Source organism: Streptomyces actinomycinicus (assembly GCF_016741775.1).
Taxonomy (GTDB): domain Bacteria; phylum Actinomycetota; class Actinomycetes; order Streptomycetales; family Streptomycetaceae; genus Streptomyces; species Streptomyces actinomycinicus.
The window spans coordinates 112,461-129,139 of record NZ_JAERRK010000024.1 but is presented as its reverse complement, the minus strand read 5'-3'; the positions used below and the strand labels follow the sequence as shown (position 1 = coordinate 129,139).

At 72.5% G+C, this 16,679-nt stretch carries 11 protein-coding genes; 9 read left to right on the top strand and 2 right to left on the bottom strand.

Annotated features, from left to right (window positions below; translation table 11 throughout):
* Nucleotides 1-22 precede the first annotated feature (22 nt).
* Nucleotides 23-256 (bottom strand): acyl carrier protein, encoded by a 234-nt coding sequence (locus tag JK359_RS32905; protein WP_201843260.1) that lies wholly within the window; start codon nucleotides 254-256, stop codon nucleotides 23-25.
* 781 nt (nucleotides 257-1,037) lie between these two features.
* Here JK359_RS32905 and JK359_RS32900 point away from each other — a divergent pair.
* From JK359_RS32900 to JK359_RS32870, 7 genes are read left to right on the top strand one after another with little or no spacing between them, the layout of a single operon-like run.
* Entirely contained in the window at nucleotides 1,038-1,964 is a 927-nt protein-coding gene (locus JK359_RS32900) for a ketopantoate reductase family protein (protein WP_201843259.1), read from the top strand.
* A gap of 26 nt (nucleotides 1,965-1,990) precedes the next feature.
* Nucleotides 1,991-2,299 carry a cispentacin biosynthesis acyl carrier protein AmcB gene (amcB, locus tag JK359_RS32895; RefSeq protein WP_201843258.1) on the top strand — a complete coding sequence of 103 codons (309 nt, stop codon included), beginning with the start codon at nucleotides 1,991-1,993 and terminating at the stop codon, nucleotides 2,297-2,299.
* A complete protein-coding gene (locus JK359_RS32890; protein WP_201843257.1) occupies nucleotides 2,296-6,318 on the top strand; it encodes a non-ribosomal peptide synthetase in 4,023 nt (1,340 codons plus the stop codon). The genes amcB and JK359_RS32890 overlap by 4 nt, the downstream gene beginning before the upstream one ends.
* Nucleotides 6,319-6,343: 25 nt before the next feature.
* Nucleotides 6,344-7,357: a zinc-binding dehydrogenase gene (locus tag JK359_RS32885; protein WP_201843256.1), complete on the top strand. Its 1,014-nt coding sequence runs from the start codon at nucleotides 6,344-6,346 to the stop codon at nucleotides 7,355-7,357.
* A gap of 11 nt (nucleotides 7,358-7,368) precedes the next feature.
* Nucleotides 7,369-8,610, top strand: coding sequence for a beta-ketoacyl [acyl carrier protein] synthase domain-containing protein (locus JK359_RS32880; RefSeq protein ID WP_201843255.1), 1,242 nt, complete (start codon nucleotides 7,369-7,371; stop codon nucleotides 8,608-8,610).
* A 56-nt stretch (nucleotides 8,611-8,666) separates the two neighbouring features.
* On the top strand, nucleotides 8,667-9,095 hold the full coding sequence (locus JK359_RS32875) for a nuclear transport factor 2 family protein (RefSeq protein ID WP_201843254.1): 429 nt from the start codon (nucleotides 8,667-8,669) through the stop codon (nucleotides 9,093-9,095).
* A 44-nt stretch (nucleotides 9,096-9,139) separates the two neighbouring features.
* Complete coding sequence (locus JK359_RS32870; protein WP_201843253.1) at nucleotides 9,140-11,479, top strand: amino acid adenylation domain-containing protein; 2,340 nt, start codon at nucleotides 9,140-9,142, stop codon at nucleotides 11,477-11,479.
* Nucleotides 11,480-11,558: 79 nt separating this feature from the next.
* Here the strand turns inward: JK359_RS32870 and JK359_RS32865 are convergent, their stop codons facing one another.
* Entirely contained in the window at nucleotides 11,559-12,509 is a 951-nt protein-coding gene (locus JK359_RS32865) for a M28 family metallopeptidase (protein ID WP_201843252.1), read from the bottom strand.
* 376 nt (nucleotides 12,510-12,885) lie between these two features.
* Between JK359_RS32865 and JK359_RS32860 the strand changes: the two genes are divergently transcribed.
* Nucleotides 12,886-14,829 carry an ABC transporter ATP-binding protein gene (locus JK359_RS32860; RefSeq protein ID WP_201843251.1) on the top strand — a complete coding sequence of 648 codons (1,944 nt, stop codon included), beginning with the start codon at nucleotides 12,886-12,888 and terminating at the stop codon, nucleotides 14,827-14,829.
* The gene (locus JK359_RS32855; protein WP_201843250.1) at nucleotides 14,826-16,679 is read left to right on the top strand and encodes an ABC transporter ATP-binding protein; all 1,854 of its coding nucleotides are present in this window, start codon (nucleotides 14,826-14,828) and stop codon (nucleotides 16,677-16,679) included. The genes JK359_RS32860 and JK359_RS32855 overlap by 4 nt, the downstream gene beginning before the upstream one ends.

Here is a 16,679-nt window from a genome sequence, read left to right as displayed (position 1 = left end):
TTCGGGTCTCGGTGCCGACCGGTCACGCGAGGGGAGACGGGGTGGCGAGGCGTTCCACGGCAGCCGCCAGCTCGCTGACGGTGGGGTGGTCGAAGAACAGCCGGTTGGGCAGGTGGATGCCGAGTTGCCGGCGCAGCCGGATCAGCACCTGTGTGGCTTTCAGGGAGTGGCCACCCGCTTCCAGGAAAGGGGTGTCGTCATCGAAGTCGTCGTGGCCGAGGACCTCGATCCAGGCGTCCCTGACCTGCTCTGTCATCGTCCGCGCAGGCATGTGTCCAGTTGCTCCGGAGTGCGTCGTGGAATGCGGTTCCGGACGTGTCTTCACACCGTCGTCCGTCAAAAGGGATTCCCCCGTGTCATTTCGGCTGGCAGTTCATCGCACCGGCGATGTGCGCTGCCGCGGAACGGCAGCGCACATGGGCGTGACTTTGAGAACTTCCATTGTTGATCCCCCGTGAAAAAGGACGCACAACCGGTGGATCAATCCGGTTCGGTCCTCGAGCTGAATGCTCACCGTGGCGGCCAATGCCGATATTGGAGCGTAGGCAGCGGCCATCGAGCCAGTCAAGGGTCGATTATCGGCCACACTCTACCCCGTGGCCTCGGCCAACACATCGACGCCGCGTGTCAACCGCCTGTCGCGGGGTATACGCACCGGCCAGCTGCTTGGCCGAAAACATGGTTGACGGCTGAAACTTAGTCTCTTTACAGTCGGTGCGACGTTTGTGAACGCAGTATTTCGAGACTGCGGTCGACCGGGGCAGGATCCGGCGTGACAGGGGGAATGATGTACGCCGCTACGGGGGACCAGGTACGGGCCGGTGGGCCGGCCGGGCGCAGCAGCAGACTGGCGCTCGAACTTCACTGAAAATTAAGGCTGTTCGGCTGTCTGACCCGCAACCGGCAGACCTTTCAAGGCTGTTGCCGGCCTTTCAGGCTCTCTTTCCCACAACCGGTGCCTTCCCGGTCTGTCCTGCCGTGCGCGGCCGGGACGGGCGAGGCACCGGCTGTCCCCACGAGATGTACCAAGGAACGTGTTGAGGCATGCGATTCTGGGCGCCGGCGGAGTCGGGCTCGCCCTCGGAGCGGCCCTGGCCCGCGGCGGTCACGACGTCACACTGGTGATGCGGGAGAGCACCAGAGCCCGCTACTCCGGGACGATCGACGTCCGCAGCAGGCTGCGCGGCGACCACTGCGTGCCGGTCCGGGCGGTCGACCGGCTGGCCGAGCCGGCCGACGTCCTCTGGGTGACCGTGAAGGCACCCGCCCTCGAGACCGCCCTCGCCCGCACCGATCCGGCGCTGGTGCCCGGCGTGGTGGTGCCGCTGCTCAACGGGCTCGACCATCCGGCCCTGCTGCGGGCCCGGTTCGGCCCCCGCCAGCTCGTCGGAGCCATCCGCATCGAGGCCGAGCGGACCGGCCCGGGCCAGGTGACCTGGAACTCCCTGTTCGCCGAGGTCGCCCTGGCGGCGGACGAGGATTTCCCCGCCGACGCCCACCCCGTCACGCTCGCCCGGGTCACCGAAGCCCTCACGGACGCCGGCATCGGCAGCACCACCGAGCCGGACCCGGCGAGCGTCCTGTGGCGCAAGCTGGTCCTCCTGCTGCCCCTGGCCCTGGCCACGACCGCGGCCGACGGCCCCCTCGGCATCGTCCGCCGGCAGCCCGAGCTGCGGGCGCTGCTGCACGACGCCGCACGTGAGGCCTGCGCCGTCGCGGCGGCCGAGGCCGTCACCGTCGACGCACAAGACCTGCTGAACACCCTCGACAAGCTGCCCGGCCGGACCGACACCTCCCTGCACCGGGACGTGGCGGCCGGTGTCCGGCCCACCGAACTCGCCGCGCTCACCGAGCCGGTACTGCGCCGCGCCCGGGACCACGACCTGGCCCTGCCGGCGATCGCCGAGCTGTCACGCCGGTCCGCGGAGCGGGAACGGCGGGCGCAAGCCCCCGCACCGCACTGATCCACCTACAGCAATGGAGAAACGTTATGACTGTCGGTTCGGGCGAGATGCAGGCCGAAACGCTGGAAGCCACGCTGAAGCAGATCCTCGTCGACGACCTCTTCCTCGACGTGCCCACTGACCGCATCGGGGACGACGACGGTCTCCAGGACGTCCTGGGGCTGGACTCCCTCGGTTTCGTGGAGCTGCGCGCCCAGTGCGAGACCCGGTTCGGCGTGAAGATCACGGACGCCGAGTTCACCCCGGTCCACTTCCGCTCCGTCCGCACGGTGGCCGACCTGGTGCGCACCCTGCGGGCGAACGCCGCCGGCGAGCACGTGGCGGTCCCGAAGTGAGGGAACCGGCATCCTCCGAGCAGCTGGACGTCTGGCTCGCCTGCCAGCGCGAACCGGACTCGGACCGCTACAACGTCCCGGTCGACCTGGAGTTCACCCCGGGCGTCGACGTACCGGTGCTGCGGGCCGCCCTCGGCGACGTCCTGCGCGCGCACCCCGCCCTGCGCAGCTCCTTCGCCACCGAGGGCGGTGAGCTGTGGCGCACCACCGAGGCGGAGCCGCCCCTGGCCTTCGTCACCGAGCGGCTGCCCGGCCGGTACGACCGTGCCGAGGCCCTCGCCCGCGCCGTCGTCGCCGGCCGCGCCCCCCTCGACATCGCCACCGCCCCCCTGCTGCGGGCCACCCTGCTGACCGGCGAGGGCGGCGCCCTGCTCGCCCTGACGATGCACCACATCGTCTCCGACGGCTGGTCCAGCCGGATCGTCGCCGAGGACCTGGTCGAGGCGTACCGGTCGCGGGCGGCGGGCGGGCCGGGCCTCGCCCCGCGCCCCGCCCCGGACACCGACGCGGACGGCGACGGCCTCGCCGACGCCGCCGCCGAGGAGTTCTGGGCCTCCGCCCTGCACGAGGCCCCCGCCTCCCTGGCGCCCCCGTACGACCTGGTGCCCGAGGACGGCTTCCCCGGGCCCTCCGGCCGGGTGGAGGTCCTCCTCCCGGACGAGCTGGCCGCCGGCGTCCAGGCGCTGGCCGCGGCCGAGCGCAGTTCCCCCTCCGTGGTGGTGCTCGCGGCCTGGTCGGTGCTGCTGCACGCGTGGGCCGGCGAGTCCGAGGGCACCCTCGGCATGGTCTTCGCCGGCCGCCGGGACGCCGACGCCGAGCGCGTCGACCTGTTCAGCCGGGTGCTGCCCCTGCGCGGCCGGTCGGAGCCCGACGACCGCTTCCTCGACGTGACGGCCCGGCTGCGCGAGCAGATGCTCGACGCGATGGACCACACCCACCTGCCGATGCGACGGCTGCGCGAGATCCGCAGCGAGCAGTCGGACGGCCCGGGCGTGGAACGCACGGCATTCATGTACACGCCGGCCTACGAGGAGGAGTGGCAGGCCGGCGGCGTGACCGTCCGCCGCTTCGACCACCCGGACGAGACGACGAAGTACGAGTTCTCGGTCAACGTCCTCGAGGGCTCGGCCGGCACCCGCCTGTGCGTCTACTACGACACCGCCCGCTACCGGCACGCCACCGCCGAGCTGTTCGCCGAGGAACTGCGCGAGCTGCTGGCCCGTGCGGTGGCCGCCCCGGAAACCCCCTGCGGAGACCTCCTCGCCGCCTGCGACCCCGGCCTGTCCCGGGTCGCCGCGCACGGAGCACCCGTCACGGCACCGGCACCCGGCATCCCCGAGCTGGTCCTGCGGCACGCCGCCACCCGCCCCGACGCCGTCGCCGTACGCCACGGCGAGCGGGTCCTCACCTACGGCGAACTCGGCGCCCGGGCCGGCGAACTGGCCGGCTGGCTGCACGACCGGGGCGTGGGCCCCGGCGACACCGTGGCCCTGCTGCTCGCGCCCGGCGTCGACACCCCCCTGTTCTGGCTGGCGAGCGCCCTCGCCGGCGCCGCCTACCTGCCGCTCGACCCGGCCTACCCCGAGGCCCAGCTCCAGCTGATCGTGACCGATGCCCGCCCGGCCGTCCTGGTCGTGGACCCCGACTGCGGGCACACCCTCGACGTGCCGGAGGGCACCGCCGTACGGCTCGACGAGGTGCCGGCGCAGGCGCGCGGACTGGCCGCGCCCGAGCTGCCGTACGACGACGCCGCCACCCTGTGCGTGCTCTACACCTCCGGGACGACCGGCCGGCCCAAGGGCGTCGTCCTGCCGCACCGCGGCCTGGCCCGGCTCTTCCAGCGGCCCGACTTCATCCCGCTGGACGAGACCGACGTGGTCGCCCAGCTGTGCCCGCTCAACTTCGACGGCGCCAGCTACGAGATCTGGGGCGCGCTCACGCACGGCGCCGAACTCGTCGTCCTCGACAAGCACCTGGTGCTCAGCCCTCGTGAGATGCGGGCGGTCGTCCGCGAGCGGGGGATCACGACCCTGCTCGTGACCACGCCACTGCTCAACCGGATCATCGAGGACGCCCCCGACACCCTCCAGTCGCTGCGCCGCGTCTACTTCGGCGGCGAGCTGATCTCCGTCCAGCACATGCGCCGCGCGCTGCGCTGGAGCCGTCCCGGCGTGCTGCTGCACAGCTACGGGCCCACCGAGAACTCCTTCACCTCCACCTGGTTCGCGATCGACGAACTCGCGGCGAACGCCCGCACGGTGCCCATCGGCAGCCCGGTGCCCGGCACCGAGGTACGCGTGGTGGAGGAGGGCGGCACCCGGCCGGTACCGCGCGGTGTGCCCGGCGAACTGCTGCTGGGCGGCATCGGGCTGGCCGACGGCTACCTGAACGCGCCGGAGATGACCGCGGACCGCTTCGTCACGGACGGTGAGACCCGGCTGTACCGCACCGGTGACCGGGTGCGGTGGACGCCCGAGGGCCTGCTGGAGTTCATCGGCCGCAAGGACAACCAGGTCAAGATCCGCAGCCAGCGCGTCGAACTCGGCGAGGTCGAGGCCGTGCTGGACGCCCATCAGGCCGTCGAGTCGGTCTTCGTCACCACGCGCGTCAACCGGCGCGGCGAGAAGGAGATCGTCGCCTACGCGGTCGCCGCGCCCGGCACCGACGCCGACGAGATCGGCCGGCACGCCAAGCTGCGGCTGCCCGCCTTCGCGGTGCCCAGCCACCTCGTGCTGGTCGACGAGCTGCCGCTCACCCCGACCGGCAAGATCGACCGGCGCCGGCTGCCGGACGTGGAGCGCGGCGGAACCCCCCTGCAGCCCACCCCCGCCCCCGAACCCGCTGCGGAACCCGCCGTACCGGCTCCTGCTCCCGCCGCGGCCCCGGCGCCCGCCCTGCCCTCCGTGCTGGACGGCGTGCGGACGGCCTGGCGGGCGGTGCTCCAGCACGACGGCTTCGGGGACGACCGCAACTTCTTCGACGCGGGCGGCCATTCGCTGCTGCTGGTGAAGCTGCGGGAACAGCTGCGCCTCGCGACCGGCGCCGACGTCCCGGTCATCGACCTGCTGCGGCACGTCACGGTCCGGGAACAGGCCCGCCTGATCGCCGACACCCACCGGCCCACGGCCGTCCCGGCAGCCGCACCGGCCGCCTCGGCCGGCCCGGCCGTTGCCCGACCGGCCACCGTCCGAGCGCCGTTGCCGCGCCCGGCGACGGCGCAGCGGTCCGCGGCGGACGCACCCCGCCACCATGTCCTCGCCCTCTCCGCCGCCACCGCCGGTGCGCTCGCCGCGGCCCGGGAGCGGCTGGCCGCCTACCTCGAGGCGGAACCGCACGTGGCGCTCTCGGACGTCGCGCACACCCTTGACCGGGGCCGCGAGCGATTCCCGTACCGGTTCGCCACGGTGGCCGACGACCGGGCACAGGCGATACGGGCCCTGCGCGACGGTGAAGGCCACACGGCGCACACCGCCCCGGGGCCCGCCCCCGCCGTGGCGTTCGTGTTCGCGGAGGCCTCCGGGGGAGCCGACGCCGTGACGCGTCAGGTGCGGCTCGCCGAACGGCTCGCCGGGCGGGGCGTGACCCCGGCGGCGGTGCTCGGCACCGGCACCGGCCGGATCGCGGCCGCCGTGGTGAGCGGTGCCCTCGGCCTGGAGGACGGGCGCCGGTTCGCGGCCGACGAGTCCGGGACCGTACCCGTACCCGGCAGGCCCGCCGTGCTGTGGAGCACCGCGCTCGGGCCGGTCGCGCCCGACGGCCCGGCCCCGCAGGGCGAGCACCTGTCCGCCGAGGCCGAGCCCGCCAAGCTGCTGCAGGTCGCCCGCGACCAGCTCGGCGAGCCCGCCGTCCTGGAGCTGCCGGCCGCGGACCTCGACGACCGGGCCCTGCTCGGCGCCCTCGCGCAGCTGTGGTGCCAGGGCGTGGAACCCCGGCTGACCCCGGACGGCCCGGCCCGCCGGCTGCGGCTGCCCGGCCACCCGCTCTCCTGGGCGCACGGCGCCCGCCCCGACCACTCGTGAACGTCCCAGAACAAGGAAGGTCCGCATGCCGCACGTACGAGGCGAAGCCGCCGTTCTCGTCGAACCCGGGCGCCTGGAGGTGGAGGAGGTCGCCTTCCGGGAGCTGAAGGAGGACGAGGTCCTCGTCCGCAACGCGCTGGCCGCCATCTGCGGCAGCGACGTGCACCGGGTGCGCGCCGAGTCCCCGTTCTTCCGGGACATGCGTGACCACCCCTACCCCTGCCCGGCCGGCTACCCGGGCCACGAGGGCATCGGCGAGGTGGTGGAGAGCCGGTCGGCGAAGTTCGCACCGGGCGACTTCGTGCTGACCGTGCCGAACCACGCCTACATGGCGTCGTTCGCGCGCTACCAGACCATCGCCGACCGCTTCCTGCTGCCGGTGAAGAACACCGGCACGCCCTCCGTCCACCTGATGGCACAGCAGCTCGGCACGGTCGTCTTCGCGCTCAAGCGGTTCTGGCCGGAGCCCGTGCCGGAGGGCCGTACGGCCGCCGTCGTCGGCGTCGGCTCGGCGGGCCTGCTGTTCCTGCAGATGCTCAAGCACCGCGGCTTCGAGAAGGTCGTGGCCGTCGACCTGGAGCCGGGCCGGCTCGAGGTGGCGCGCTCGCTCGGCGCGGACGCGACCGCGCTGGTGCCCGGGCAGAGCGCCGAGGAGGTCGTCATGGAGGCGACCGGCGGCAAGGGCGCCGACCTCGTCATCGAGGCGGCCGGCACGGACGGCGCCCGCGCCCACGCCGTGCGCATGGTCGGCCAGCAGGGCCGGCTCGGCTTCTTCGGCATGCCCGAGGACTACGACATGCACCTCCCGTACGCCCATCTCTTCGTGCGCAACGCCCACTTGATCCACGCGGTGGGCGGCGCCCAGCTGGAGCCCGGACTCGCCTCCTTCCGGACCGCCCTGGACCTCATCGGGGACGGCTCGATCCGCGTCGACGACCACATCACGCACACCTTCGACATCAAGAACATCGCCGACGCCTTCGACCTCGCGCACCACCGCGGGGACGGGGTCGTCAAGGTCGCGCTCACCTTCGACTGAGGCAGGGTCGCATGTCAGAACTCTCCAAGCGCTCCGACCCGGTGGCCGTCATCGGGGTGGGCGGGCGCTTCGCCAAGGCGCCCGACGTCGAGGCGTTCTGGGCCAACCTCGTCGCGGGCCGCGACTGCTTCCAGCGCGAGCCGGTGCCGGTCGTGGAGGACCTCGGCGAGGACCGGCTGCGCGTCCACTCCTGGGGAGTGGCCCCGCACCGGGACACCTACGACAGCGCGCTCGTCGGCGTCGAGGGCCTGGACCCACAGCACGGCATCCTCCAGGAGTCGCTGTGGCAGGCGGCGGAGGACGCCGGCCTGAAGCTGTCGGTGATCGCCGACCGGACCGCCGTGTACGCCGGCTGCGCCCGCACCAAGCACGTCCCGCGGGCCGCCTTCGACGACGTGGTGCACGTCGACCCGACGTTCGCCGGACCCTACTTCTCCTACCTCCAGGACCTGTGGGGCGAGTCGCTGATGCTGGACTCGGCCTGCGCCACCTCGGCCGTCGCCGTGCATCTGGCCTGCCAGAGCCTGCGGTTGCACGCCTGTGACTACGCCCTGGCCGGTGCCGTCGCCATCCAGGAGGACGCCGACGGGTCCTATCTGCGGACCCCGCGCAGCATCTACTCCACCGAGGGCATCGTGCGCCCCTTCGACCGCCGCCACAACGGCGTGGTCCCCGGGGACGGCTCCGGCGCCGTCCTGCTGCGCCGGCTCGACGACGCGCTCCGCGACGGCGACCCCGTCTACGCCGTCATCCGGGGCAGCGCCGTCACCAACGACGGCCGCGCCAAGCCCGGGTTCGTCATCCCGGGCGTCGACGGCAAGGTCCGCGCGGTGCGCCGGGCCCTGGAGGCCGCCGGGCTGACCGGGGCCGACGTCGACTACGTCGAGACGCACGGGGTCGGCATCCCGCTGAACGACCAGATCGAGGCCACCGCCCTGATCGAGGCGCTCGGCACCGAGGGCGAGCCGGTCGCGGTCGGCTCGGTGAAGGCCTCCGTCGGCCACTGCGACACCGCGGCCGGCATGGCCGCCCTGATCAAGACCTGCCTCGCGATGGACCGCGGCTTCCTGCCCGCGACCCCCAACACCGAGGACCCCATCGAGGAGTTCACCGGGCGCGGCGCGCGCTTCGGGATCCTCCCCGAAGGCCGTCCCTGGACCGCGAACGGCCGCCCCCGCACGGCCGGCCTGATGTCGGCCGGCGTGGGCGGCACCAACGCCTTCCTCGTCCTGGAGGAAGCCCCGGCCGGCTGACCGGCCACCCCTTTCCCTCCCGAGTTTCCCTACCGAGCAAGAACCAAGGAGCAGGCATGTCCGTCAACGCCGACCTCTACATCGAGGTCAAGAACTTCTACGCCCGCCAGATGCGCGTCCTGGACGACCTCGACATCGAGCAGTTCACCGCCACCTTCACCGAGGACGGCTCGGTCGCCCACCCCCACCGCGGCGAGAAGGTGGAGGGCCGTGAGGCGATGCGCGCCAAGATGAAGAGCATGCTCCCGATGTACGAGGGCCTCGTCACCCGCCACTGGTTCGACCACTTCCTGATCGAGCCGGCCGAGGGCGACGTCCTGCGCGTCACCTACTACTCCCTGGTGACCCAGACCAACACCAAGGACGAGGTGCACTTCTTCTCCTCGTCCAGCGTCGAGGACCGGATGGTGCGCGTGGACGGCGAGCTGCGCATCCGCGAGCGGACCATCCACCGCGACAACCCCAAGTACGGCCGCGTCATCTGACGCTCCGCCACCACATTCGCGGCTCACGGAGGAGGGCAGAGCAGATGGCAGAGCAGTGGGAGCTGCCGCCGGCCGAGTGGAACGACACGGCACGGCCGTTCGAGGACCAGGTGAGCATGATCGACCTGATCGAACGGCGCGTACGGGAGAACCCGGACGCCCCGGCCGTCCGCCTCGGCGACGGCGAGGTCAGGACCTACGGGCAGCTGTGGGCCGACTCGGGCCTGCTCGCCCGCTTCCTGAGCGCGCAGGGCGTCGGCCGGGGCGCGTTCGTCGGCATCCTGCACGAGAACTCGTACGACAGCGTCCGGGCCGTCGTCGGCGTGCTGCGCTCCGGTGCCGCCTACGTGCCGCTGGACGCGCGCTGGCCGGCCTCACGGATCGCCACCCCCGTGGGCCACCTGGGCATCGGCTGGATCGTCACCGGCCATGCCCTGGCGCGTCGCGCGGAGGAGGCCGGGCACCTCGCGGGCACCGGCCTCCGGCTGATCTGCACGGACCTGTCGGCCGTGGCCCCGGACCCGCTGGACGCGGAGGCGGTGGGCCTGCTCTGGGACACCGTCGCCGAGGACGAGGACCAGGCCCGGGCCTCGGGCTTCAACCAGAACCCGGCCGACGGCATCACGGCCGCCGGGATCGGGACGTACGTCTCGCACGTGCGCGACCTCGTGCTGTCGGCCGCCGAGCGGCCCCGGGTCGTCGAGGTGGGCTGCGGCGCCGGTCTCATCGCCTGCGCGCTGCGCGGCGGCGTGGCCGGCTACACGGGCGTCGACGTGTCGTCCGTGGCGCTGGAGCGGGCGGCCCGGGAGTACGGCGAGGGCGGGCGGTTCGTGCAGGCCCCGGCCGACGGGCTCGGCGGCGTGCTGGAGCCGGCCGGCACCGATGTGGTCGTGCTGGCCAGCGTCGCCCAGTTCTTCCCGGGCTTCGAGTACCTGCGGTCCGTGCTCCGGGACGCGCTGGGTGCCCTGGCGCCGGGCGGGGCGGTGGTCCTCGCCGACCTGTCGGAGCCGGGCGAGGGCGGCGGACAGGGCCATCTGCAGGTGCCCGCCGCGTGGTTCGAGCAGTTGGCCGGCCGGCTCGGCCTGCCCGTGCGCGCGGAGATCGACCGCCGCGAGGGGGACGCCTGGCCGTCCGTCCTGCGGGACCGCTACGACGTCGTCCTGCGCCTGGCACCGGCGGAGGCGGACACGCCGTACGCGCCGGTGATCAGCACGTGGAGCGATGTGCAGGCCGCCGGTGATCTGCCGCTGCCCGCCGGGCCGGGTGCCGACGACACCGCGTACGTCATCTTCACCTCGGGCTCCACCGGTGTCCCCAAGGGCGTCTCGGTGCGCCACCGCAGTGCCGTGAACGTCATCCAGTGGGTCAACGAGACCTACGAGGTGGGGCCGGACGACTGTCTGCTGTGGGTCACCGCGCTCACCTTCGACCTGTCCGTGTACGACCTGCTGGGCGTCCTGGCGGCCGGCGCCAGCCTGCGCGTGGTCCCCGCGGTGGAACTCTCCGACGGTGAGCGGCTGCTGGAGATCATGCTGCAGGAGCCGGTGACCTTCTGGGACTCCGCCCCGGCCGCGCTGAGCATGGTGATGTCCTTCGCCGAGGAGCCGCAGGACCACGCCCGGGTGCCCAGCCTGCGGCTGGTGTTCCTCAGCGGCGACTGGGTGCCGCTGGCCCTGCCCGACCGGGTCCGGGCCCGCTTCCCGAAGGCCCGTGTCGTGGCGCTGGGCGGTGCCACGGAGGCGACCATCTGGTCCAACCACTTCGACGTCGGCGAGATCGATCCGGAGTGGACCAGCGTGCCGTACGGCAAGCCGATCCAGAACGCCCGCTACTACGTCCTGGACGAGGACCGCAAGCCGCTGCCGATCGGTGCGGAGGGCGACCTCTACATCGCGGGCGTGGCGGTGGCCGACGGTTACGTGGGCGATCCGGAGCTGTCGGCCGCGAAGTTCACCGCCGACACGGTCAGCGGCCTGGAGGGCGAGCGGATGTACGCCACCGGCGACCGGGCCCTGTGGCGGCCCGACGGCAACCTGGAGTTCCGGGGCCGCCGGGACGACCAGGTGAAGGTGCGCGGCTACCGGATCGAGCTGGGCGAGGTGCTGGCCGCACTGCGTCGGGTGCCGGGGGTCGTGGACTGCGCGGTCACCACGCTGCGCGGCGACGACGGCCCGCAGATCGTGGCGGCCGTCGCGGGCGGGGCGGGGGAGCAGGAGGTGACCGGCGGTCTCGTCCGCCGGCATCTCGCCGGCGCCCTGCCCAGCTACATGCTCCCGGAGCATGTGCTCGTCCTGCCGGCCCTCCCGGTCGGTCCCACCGGCAAGGTGGACCGGGACCAGCTGGCCCGGCTGGCGGCACGTCCCCGGAGCCGCCGCCCGCGCTGACGCCGAAGGGCGGGGCACCGGCCGTCCGTACGGACCACCGGTGCCCCGCCCAGCGCCTCACCCGGCGCCGGCCGCCCGGTTACTTGCGGACGCCCAGCTTCCACACCATCGCCGCGATGGCGTCGGAGTTGACGTCCAGGGTGTGCTGGTTGATGTTGGCGGGCGTGTCGCAGGCCAGGTGGTAGCACTTGTCCATGGCCTCACCGGCGGTGCCGCCCCACTTCGCGGCCTGCTCCGGGGTCTTGACCTCGGCGGAGCCGGTGAAGATGCCGCCCACCTGGACGCCCTTGGCCAGGAACGGCTCGTGGTCGCTGCGGCCGTTGAGCGCCGTGGCGGGCTCGGTGGGGATGCCCTTGGCGTCGAAGAAGGCCTGGAAGTGGCGGGCGATCTCCGGGCTCTGGTCGTAGACGAAGTAGCCCGGGTTGGGCGAACCGATCATGTCGAAGTTCAGGTAGGCGCTGATCTTCGACAGCTCGGACTTCGGCAGGGTGTTCACGTAGTGCGTGGAGCCGATGTAGGTCTCCTCCTCGGTTCCCCAGAAGGCGAACCGGAGGTGGTGGGAGGGACTGACCTTCTTGGCGGAAACCGTGAGTGCGGTTTCCAGGATGGCTCCCACGCTGGATCCGTTGTCGTTGATTCCGGGGCCCGTGTCCACCGAGTCGAGGTGCGCACCGACCATGAGCACCTTTCCGGAACGGCCGCCGTGCGGCCAGTCGGCAATCAGGTTCCAGCTTTTCTTCCCGCCGAACTCGAATTCCTGGATCGACGTCTTGTATCCGGCGGCGTCCAGCTTTCCCTTGACGTAGTCGAGGGACGCCTGATAGCCCGGCGTGCCATGGGCCCGGTTGCCGTTGTTGGCGTCCGAGATCTTCTGCAGGGCGTCAAGGTGGCGCATCACCTTGGCGACCGAGATGTCCGGGTCCGAAACCTTGTGAGCAGGCTCTTCGGCGTGCACACCGGCCGTGCCCAGCAGCAGGGCGGAGAGCGTGGTGGCCGCGACGACGGCTGAACGGGACGAAACGAAAGGCACTGCGAATTCCCCTCTGAGATGCGGGTGCTTGTCTTTTCCGACCAAGGGGTCCCCCGTGATCGTCCCGAATATTTCACGCCGTTCGGCCGGTACGCCACCGCCTTCACAAGCGGAGTGAAGCGGGCGTTCCTTTTGCGCCAGGTTCGCAACAACATCCGTTCCGCCGGAGCGGGTGCAGAAATCACGCCTGGACGGCTGTAAAAGCCTCCAAATACAAGCGGAATTGATGGCGCGTTTCTTGCGTCCCGGTTTCACTTTCCGCAAGTCGGCGCGCCGTACCGATCCCTCGCGTCACGGGTCGTAGGACCAACGCCCGAGCCCCGCCCGGTCCAAACTCGGTGGGCGATGTCAGTGCCGGTCCGTACGCTCGAAGTTGATGCCCACGACACGTGCAACCACCGAGGACCGCTCCGCCGTCCGCACCCTCCTCCGCCTGTGGCCGTACGTCCGTCCCGTGCGCGCCCGGCTGTTCACCGCCGCCTTCGTCGCGATCGTCGCGTCCTGCAGCGGGCTGGTGATCCCGCTCGTCCTGAAGTGGATGGTCGACGGACCGGTCGCGGACCGGGACCCGGCGGGCGTCTGGCTCGGCGCGCTGTACCTGCTGCTGCTCGGCATCGCCGAGGCGGTGCTGTTCGGGATAAGACGCTGGCTGGTCGCCCGTCCGCTGTCGCACGTCGAGGCGGAGATGCGCGCGGACCTCTACCGCCGGCTGCAGCGTCTGCCCGTGTCCTTCCACGACCGCTGGGCCTCCGGTCAGCTGCTCTCCCGGGGCACGACCGATCTGATGCTGGTGCGCATGTTCCTCGCCTTCCCGCTGACGTTCCTGCTCGTCAACGCCGTGACGATCGCCGTCGGCGTGGTGATCCTGCTGGCCCAGGACTGGCTGCTCGGCCTGCTCGTCCTCGGCCCGGCCCTGCCCCTGATGTGGACCTGCGTGGTCTTCGAACGGCGGTACGCGGAGGTGGCGCGGCGCGCCCAGGACCAGGTCGGGGACCTGACGACGGTGGTCGAGGAGAGCGTGCTCGGCATCCGCGTCATCAAGGGCTTCGGCCGCCACCGCAGCCAGGCGCGGGCGTTCCGCGAACTGTCGGGCACGCTGCGCGGCACGGAGCTGCGCAAGGCCCGGCTGCTGGCGACCCTCTGGGGCACCATCGTCACCCTCCCGGAGGTGGCGATCGGCGCGGCGCTGGTCCTGGGCGCGATCCGGGTGGCCGACGGCGACCTCTCCGCCGGCACCCTGGTCGCCTTCCTGAGCACGGCACTCGCCCTGCGGTGGCCGGTGGACTCGATCGGCTTCCTGCTGGCGATGAGCCAGGAGGCGGCCACGGCGACCGAACGGTACTTCGAGGTGCTGGACGAGCAGCCGGAGGACCCCGGTCCGCACGCCGAGGCACCGGGCACGGGCGCCGGCACGGACACGGGCAGCGGCGCCGGCACGGACATGGGCACGGGCACCGGCGCCGCCACGGACATGGGCACGGGCACCGGCGCCGCCACGGACACGGGCAGCGGCAGCGGCACGGGCACGCGCACCGGCGCCGGCACGGACGTGGGCACCTGCACCGCCACGGGCACCGGGCTCCGGTTCGAGAACGTCGCGTTCCGTTATCCCGACGCTCCCCCCGGCTCCCCGCCCCTCCTCACAGGCATCGACCTCCACATCCGCCCCGGCGAGTCCATGGCCCTGGTCGGCGCCACCGGCAGCGGCAAGACCACGCTCACCGCGCTCGTCCCCCGCCTGCACGAGGTCACCTCCGGCCGTATCACCCTCGACGGCGTCGACATCACGGCGATGCCCCGCGAGGAACTCCGGGCGAAGGTCGCCATGGCCTTCGAGGAACCCACGCTGTTCTCCGCGAGCGTCGGGGAGAACGTCCTCATGGGAGCCCCGCACGGCGCCGGGAAACCGGATCTCGACCGTGCCCTCGCCGTGGCCCAGGCGGAGTTCGCGCACGCGCTCCCCCAGGGCACCGGCACCCAGGTCGGCGAACAGGGCCTCAGCCTCTCCGGCGGCCAGCGCCAGCGCCTCGCCCTGGCCCGCGCCGTGGTCGGCCGGCCGGAGTTCCTGGTGCTGGACGACCCGCTGTCCGCCCTGGACGTGCACACGGAGGCCGCCGTGGAGGCCGCCCTGCGCCAGGTCCTCGCCGACACCACCGCACTGATCGTGGCCCACCGGCCGTCCACGGTGCTCCTCGCCGACCGGGTCGCCCTGCTCTCGGGCGGACGCATCGCCGCCGTGGGCACGCACCACGAACTCTTGCGCACGAACGCCGAGTACGCCCATCTGATGTCCGGGGCACAGCAGGAGGAGCAGCGATGACGACCACGACCGCCCCCGCCCCCACCACGGACAGCGGCGGCGGGAACCGCCCGGACGGCGGCGACCCCTTCGACCAGGACGTGCTGCCCACCCCGCCCGGCGCCACCTCCGCCCTGCTGCGCTCGCTGCTCGCCCCCACGAAGGGCCGCGCCGCGCTCACCACGCTCCTGCTGCTCCTCCAGCAGGCGGCGGTGCAGGTGGGCCCGCTGCTGGTGGCGTACGCCATCGACACCGCCGTCCCGGCGTTCCGGGACGACCGGCACGGCCCGCTGATCGCGGTGGGAGTCGCCTATCTGCTGTGCGCCCTGGCCTCGGGCGTGCTCCAGTTCGCGTTCATCGAGGCCTGCGCGCGGGTCAGCCAGGACGTGCTGCTGGATCTGCGGGGCCGCATCTTCCGGCACGCGCAGGCGCTGAGCGTCGACTTCCACGAGCGGTACACCTCGGGCCGGCTGATCTCCCGGTCCACCACGGACGTCGAGTCGCTGCGCGAACTCCTCAACGACGGCCTCCAGGAACTGGTGACCGTCGTGCTGTCCTTCGTCTACATCGCGGCACTGCTGCTCTGGCTGGACCTCGGCCTGGGCGCGCTCGCGGTGGCCTCCTTCGTCCCGCTGTACCTGCTCGTGCGGATCTACCAGCGGCGCGCGGGGCGGGTCTACCGGGCGCGGTCCACGGCGATCGCGGCGGTGATCGTGAAGTTCGTGGAGACCATGAACGGCATCCGGCCGGTGCGGGCCTTCCGCCGGGAGGCCGCGAACGACCGCGAGTTCGCCGAGCTGAACCAGCGGCACGAGCGCACCAACGGGGACGCCCTGTTGGAGATGGCCCGCTACGTGACCGGCTCCCGGCTGATCGCCAACACGGCGGTCGCCGGGATCGTGCTGTGGGGCGCCCACCGGGTGGCGTCCGGCTCACTGGAGCTGGGCGTGCTGGCCGCGGCGGTGCTGTATCTGCGCCGGCTGTACGACCCGATCGACCGGCTCGGCATGTTCCTGAACTCCTACCAGTCGGCCGCCGCCTCCCTGGAGAAGATCGCCGGCCTGCTGGCGCAGACCCCGTCCGTGCCGGAGCCGGTCCGGCCCCGCGGCATCCCGGCGCCGAAGGGCGACATCCCGGGCCGTGAGGTCGTCTTCGACGGGGTGCGGTTCGGTTACCGTACCGGCGGCGAGGTGCTGCCCCGCTTCGACCTGACCCTGCCGGCCGGGCAGACGGTCGCGGTCGTCGGCTCCACCGGCGCGGGCAAGTCGACCCTGGCCAAGCTGCTCGCCCGCTTCTACGACCCCTCCGCCGGACGTGTCCTGCTGGACGGCGTCGATCTGCGCGAGCTGGCGATGCCCGAACTGCGGCGCGGGGTGGTCATGGTGACGCAGGAGGCGTTCCTGTTCTCCGGCACGGTCGCCGACAACATCGCGATCGGCCGGCCCGACGCCACCCGCGAGGAGATCGAGCAGGCCGCGAAGGCGATCGGCGCGCACGAGTTCATCAGCGCCCTGCCCGACGGCTACGACACCGACGTCCGCAAGCGCGGCGGTCGCATCTCCGCCGGCCAGCGCCAGCTGGTCGCCTTCGCCCGGGCGCTGCTCGCCGATCCGGCGGTGCTGATCCTGGACGAGGCGACCAGTTCCCTGGACATCCCGGGGGAGCGGGCCGTGCAGCAGGCCATGGCGACGGTGCTGCGGGGCCGTACCGCCGTAGTGATCGCGCACCGGCTCTCCACCGTGGAGATCGCGGACCGGGTGCTGGTGATGGAACACGGCCGGATCGTCGAGGACGGCCGCCCCGGCGAACTCATCGCGGGCACGGGCCGGTTCGCGGACCTCCACAAGGCGTGGCGGGACAGCCTGGCGTAG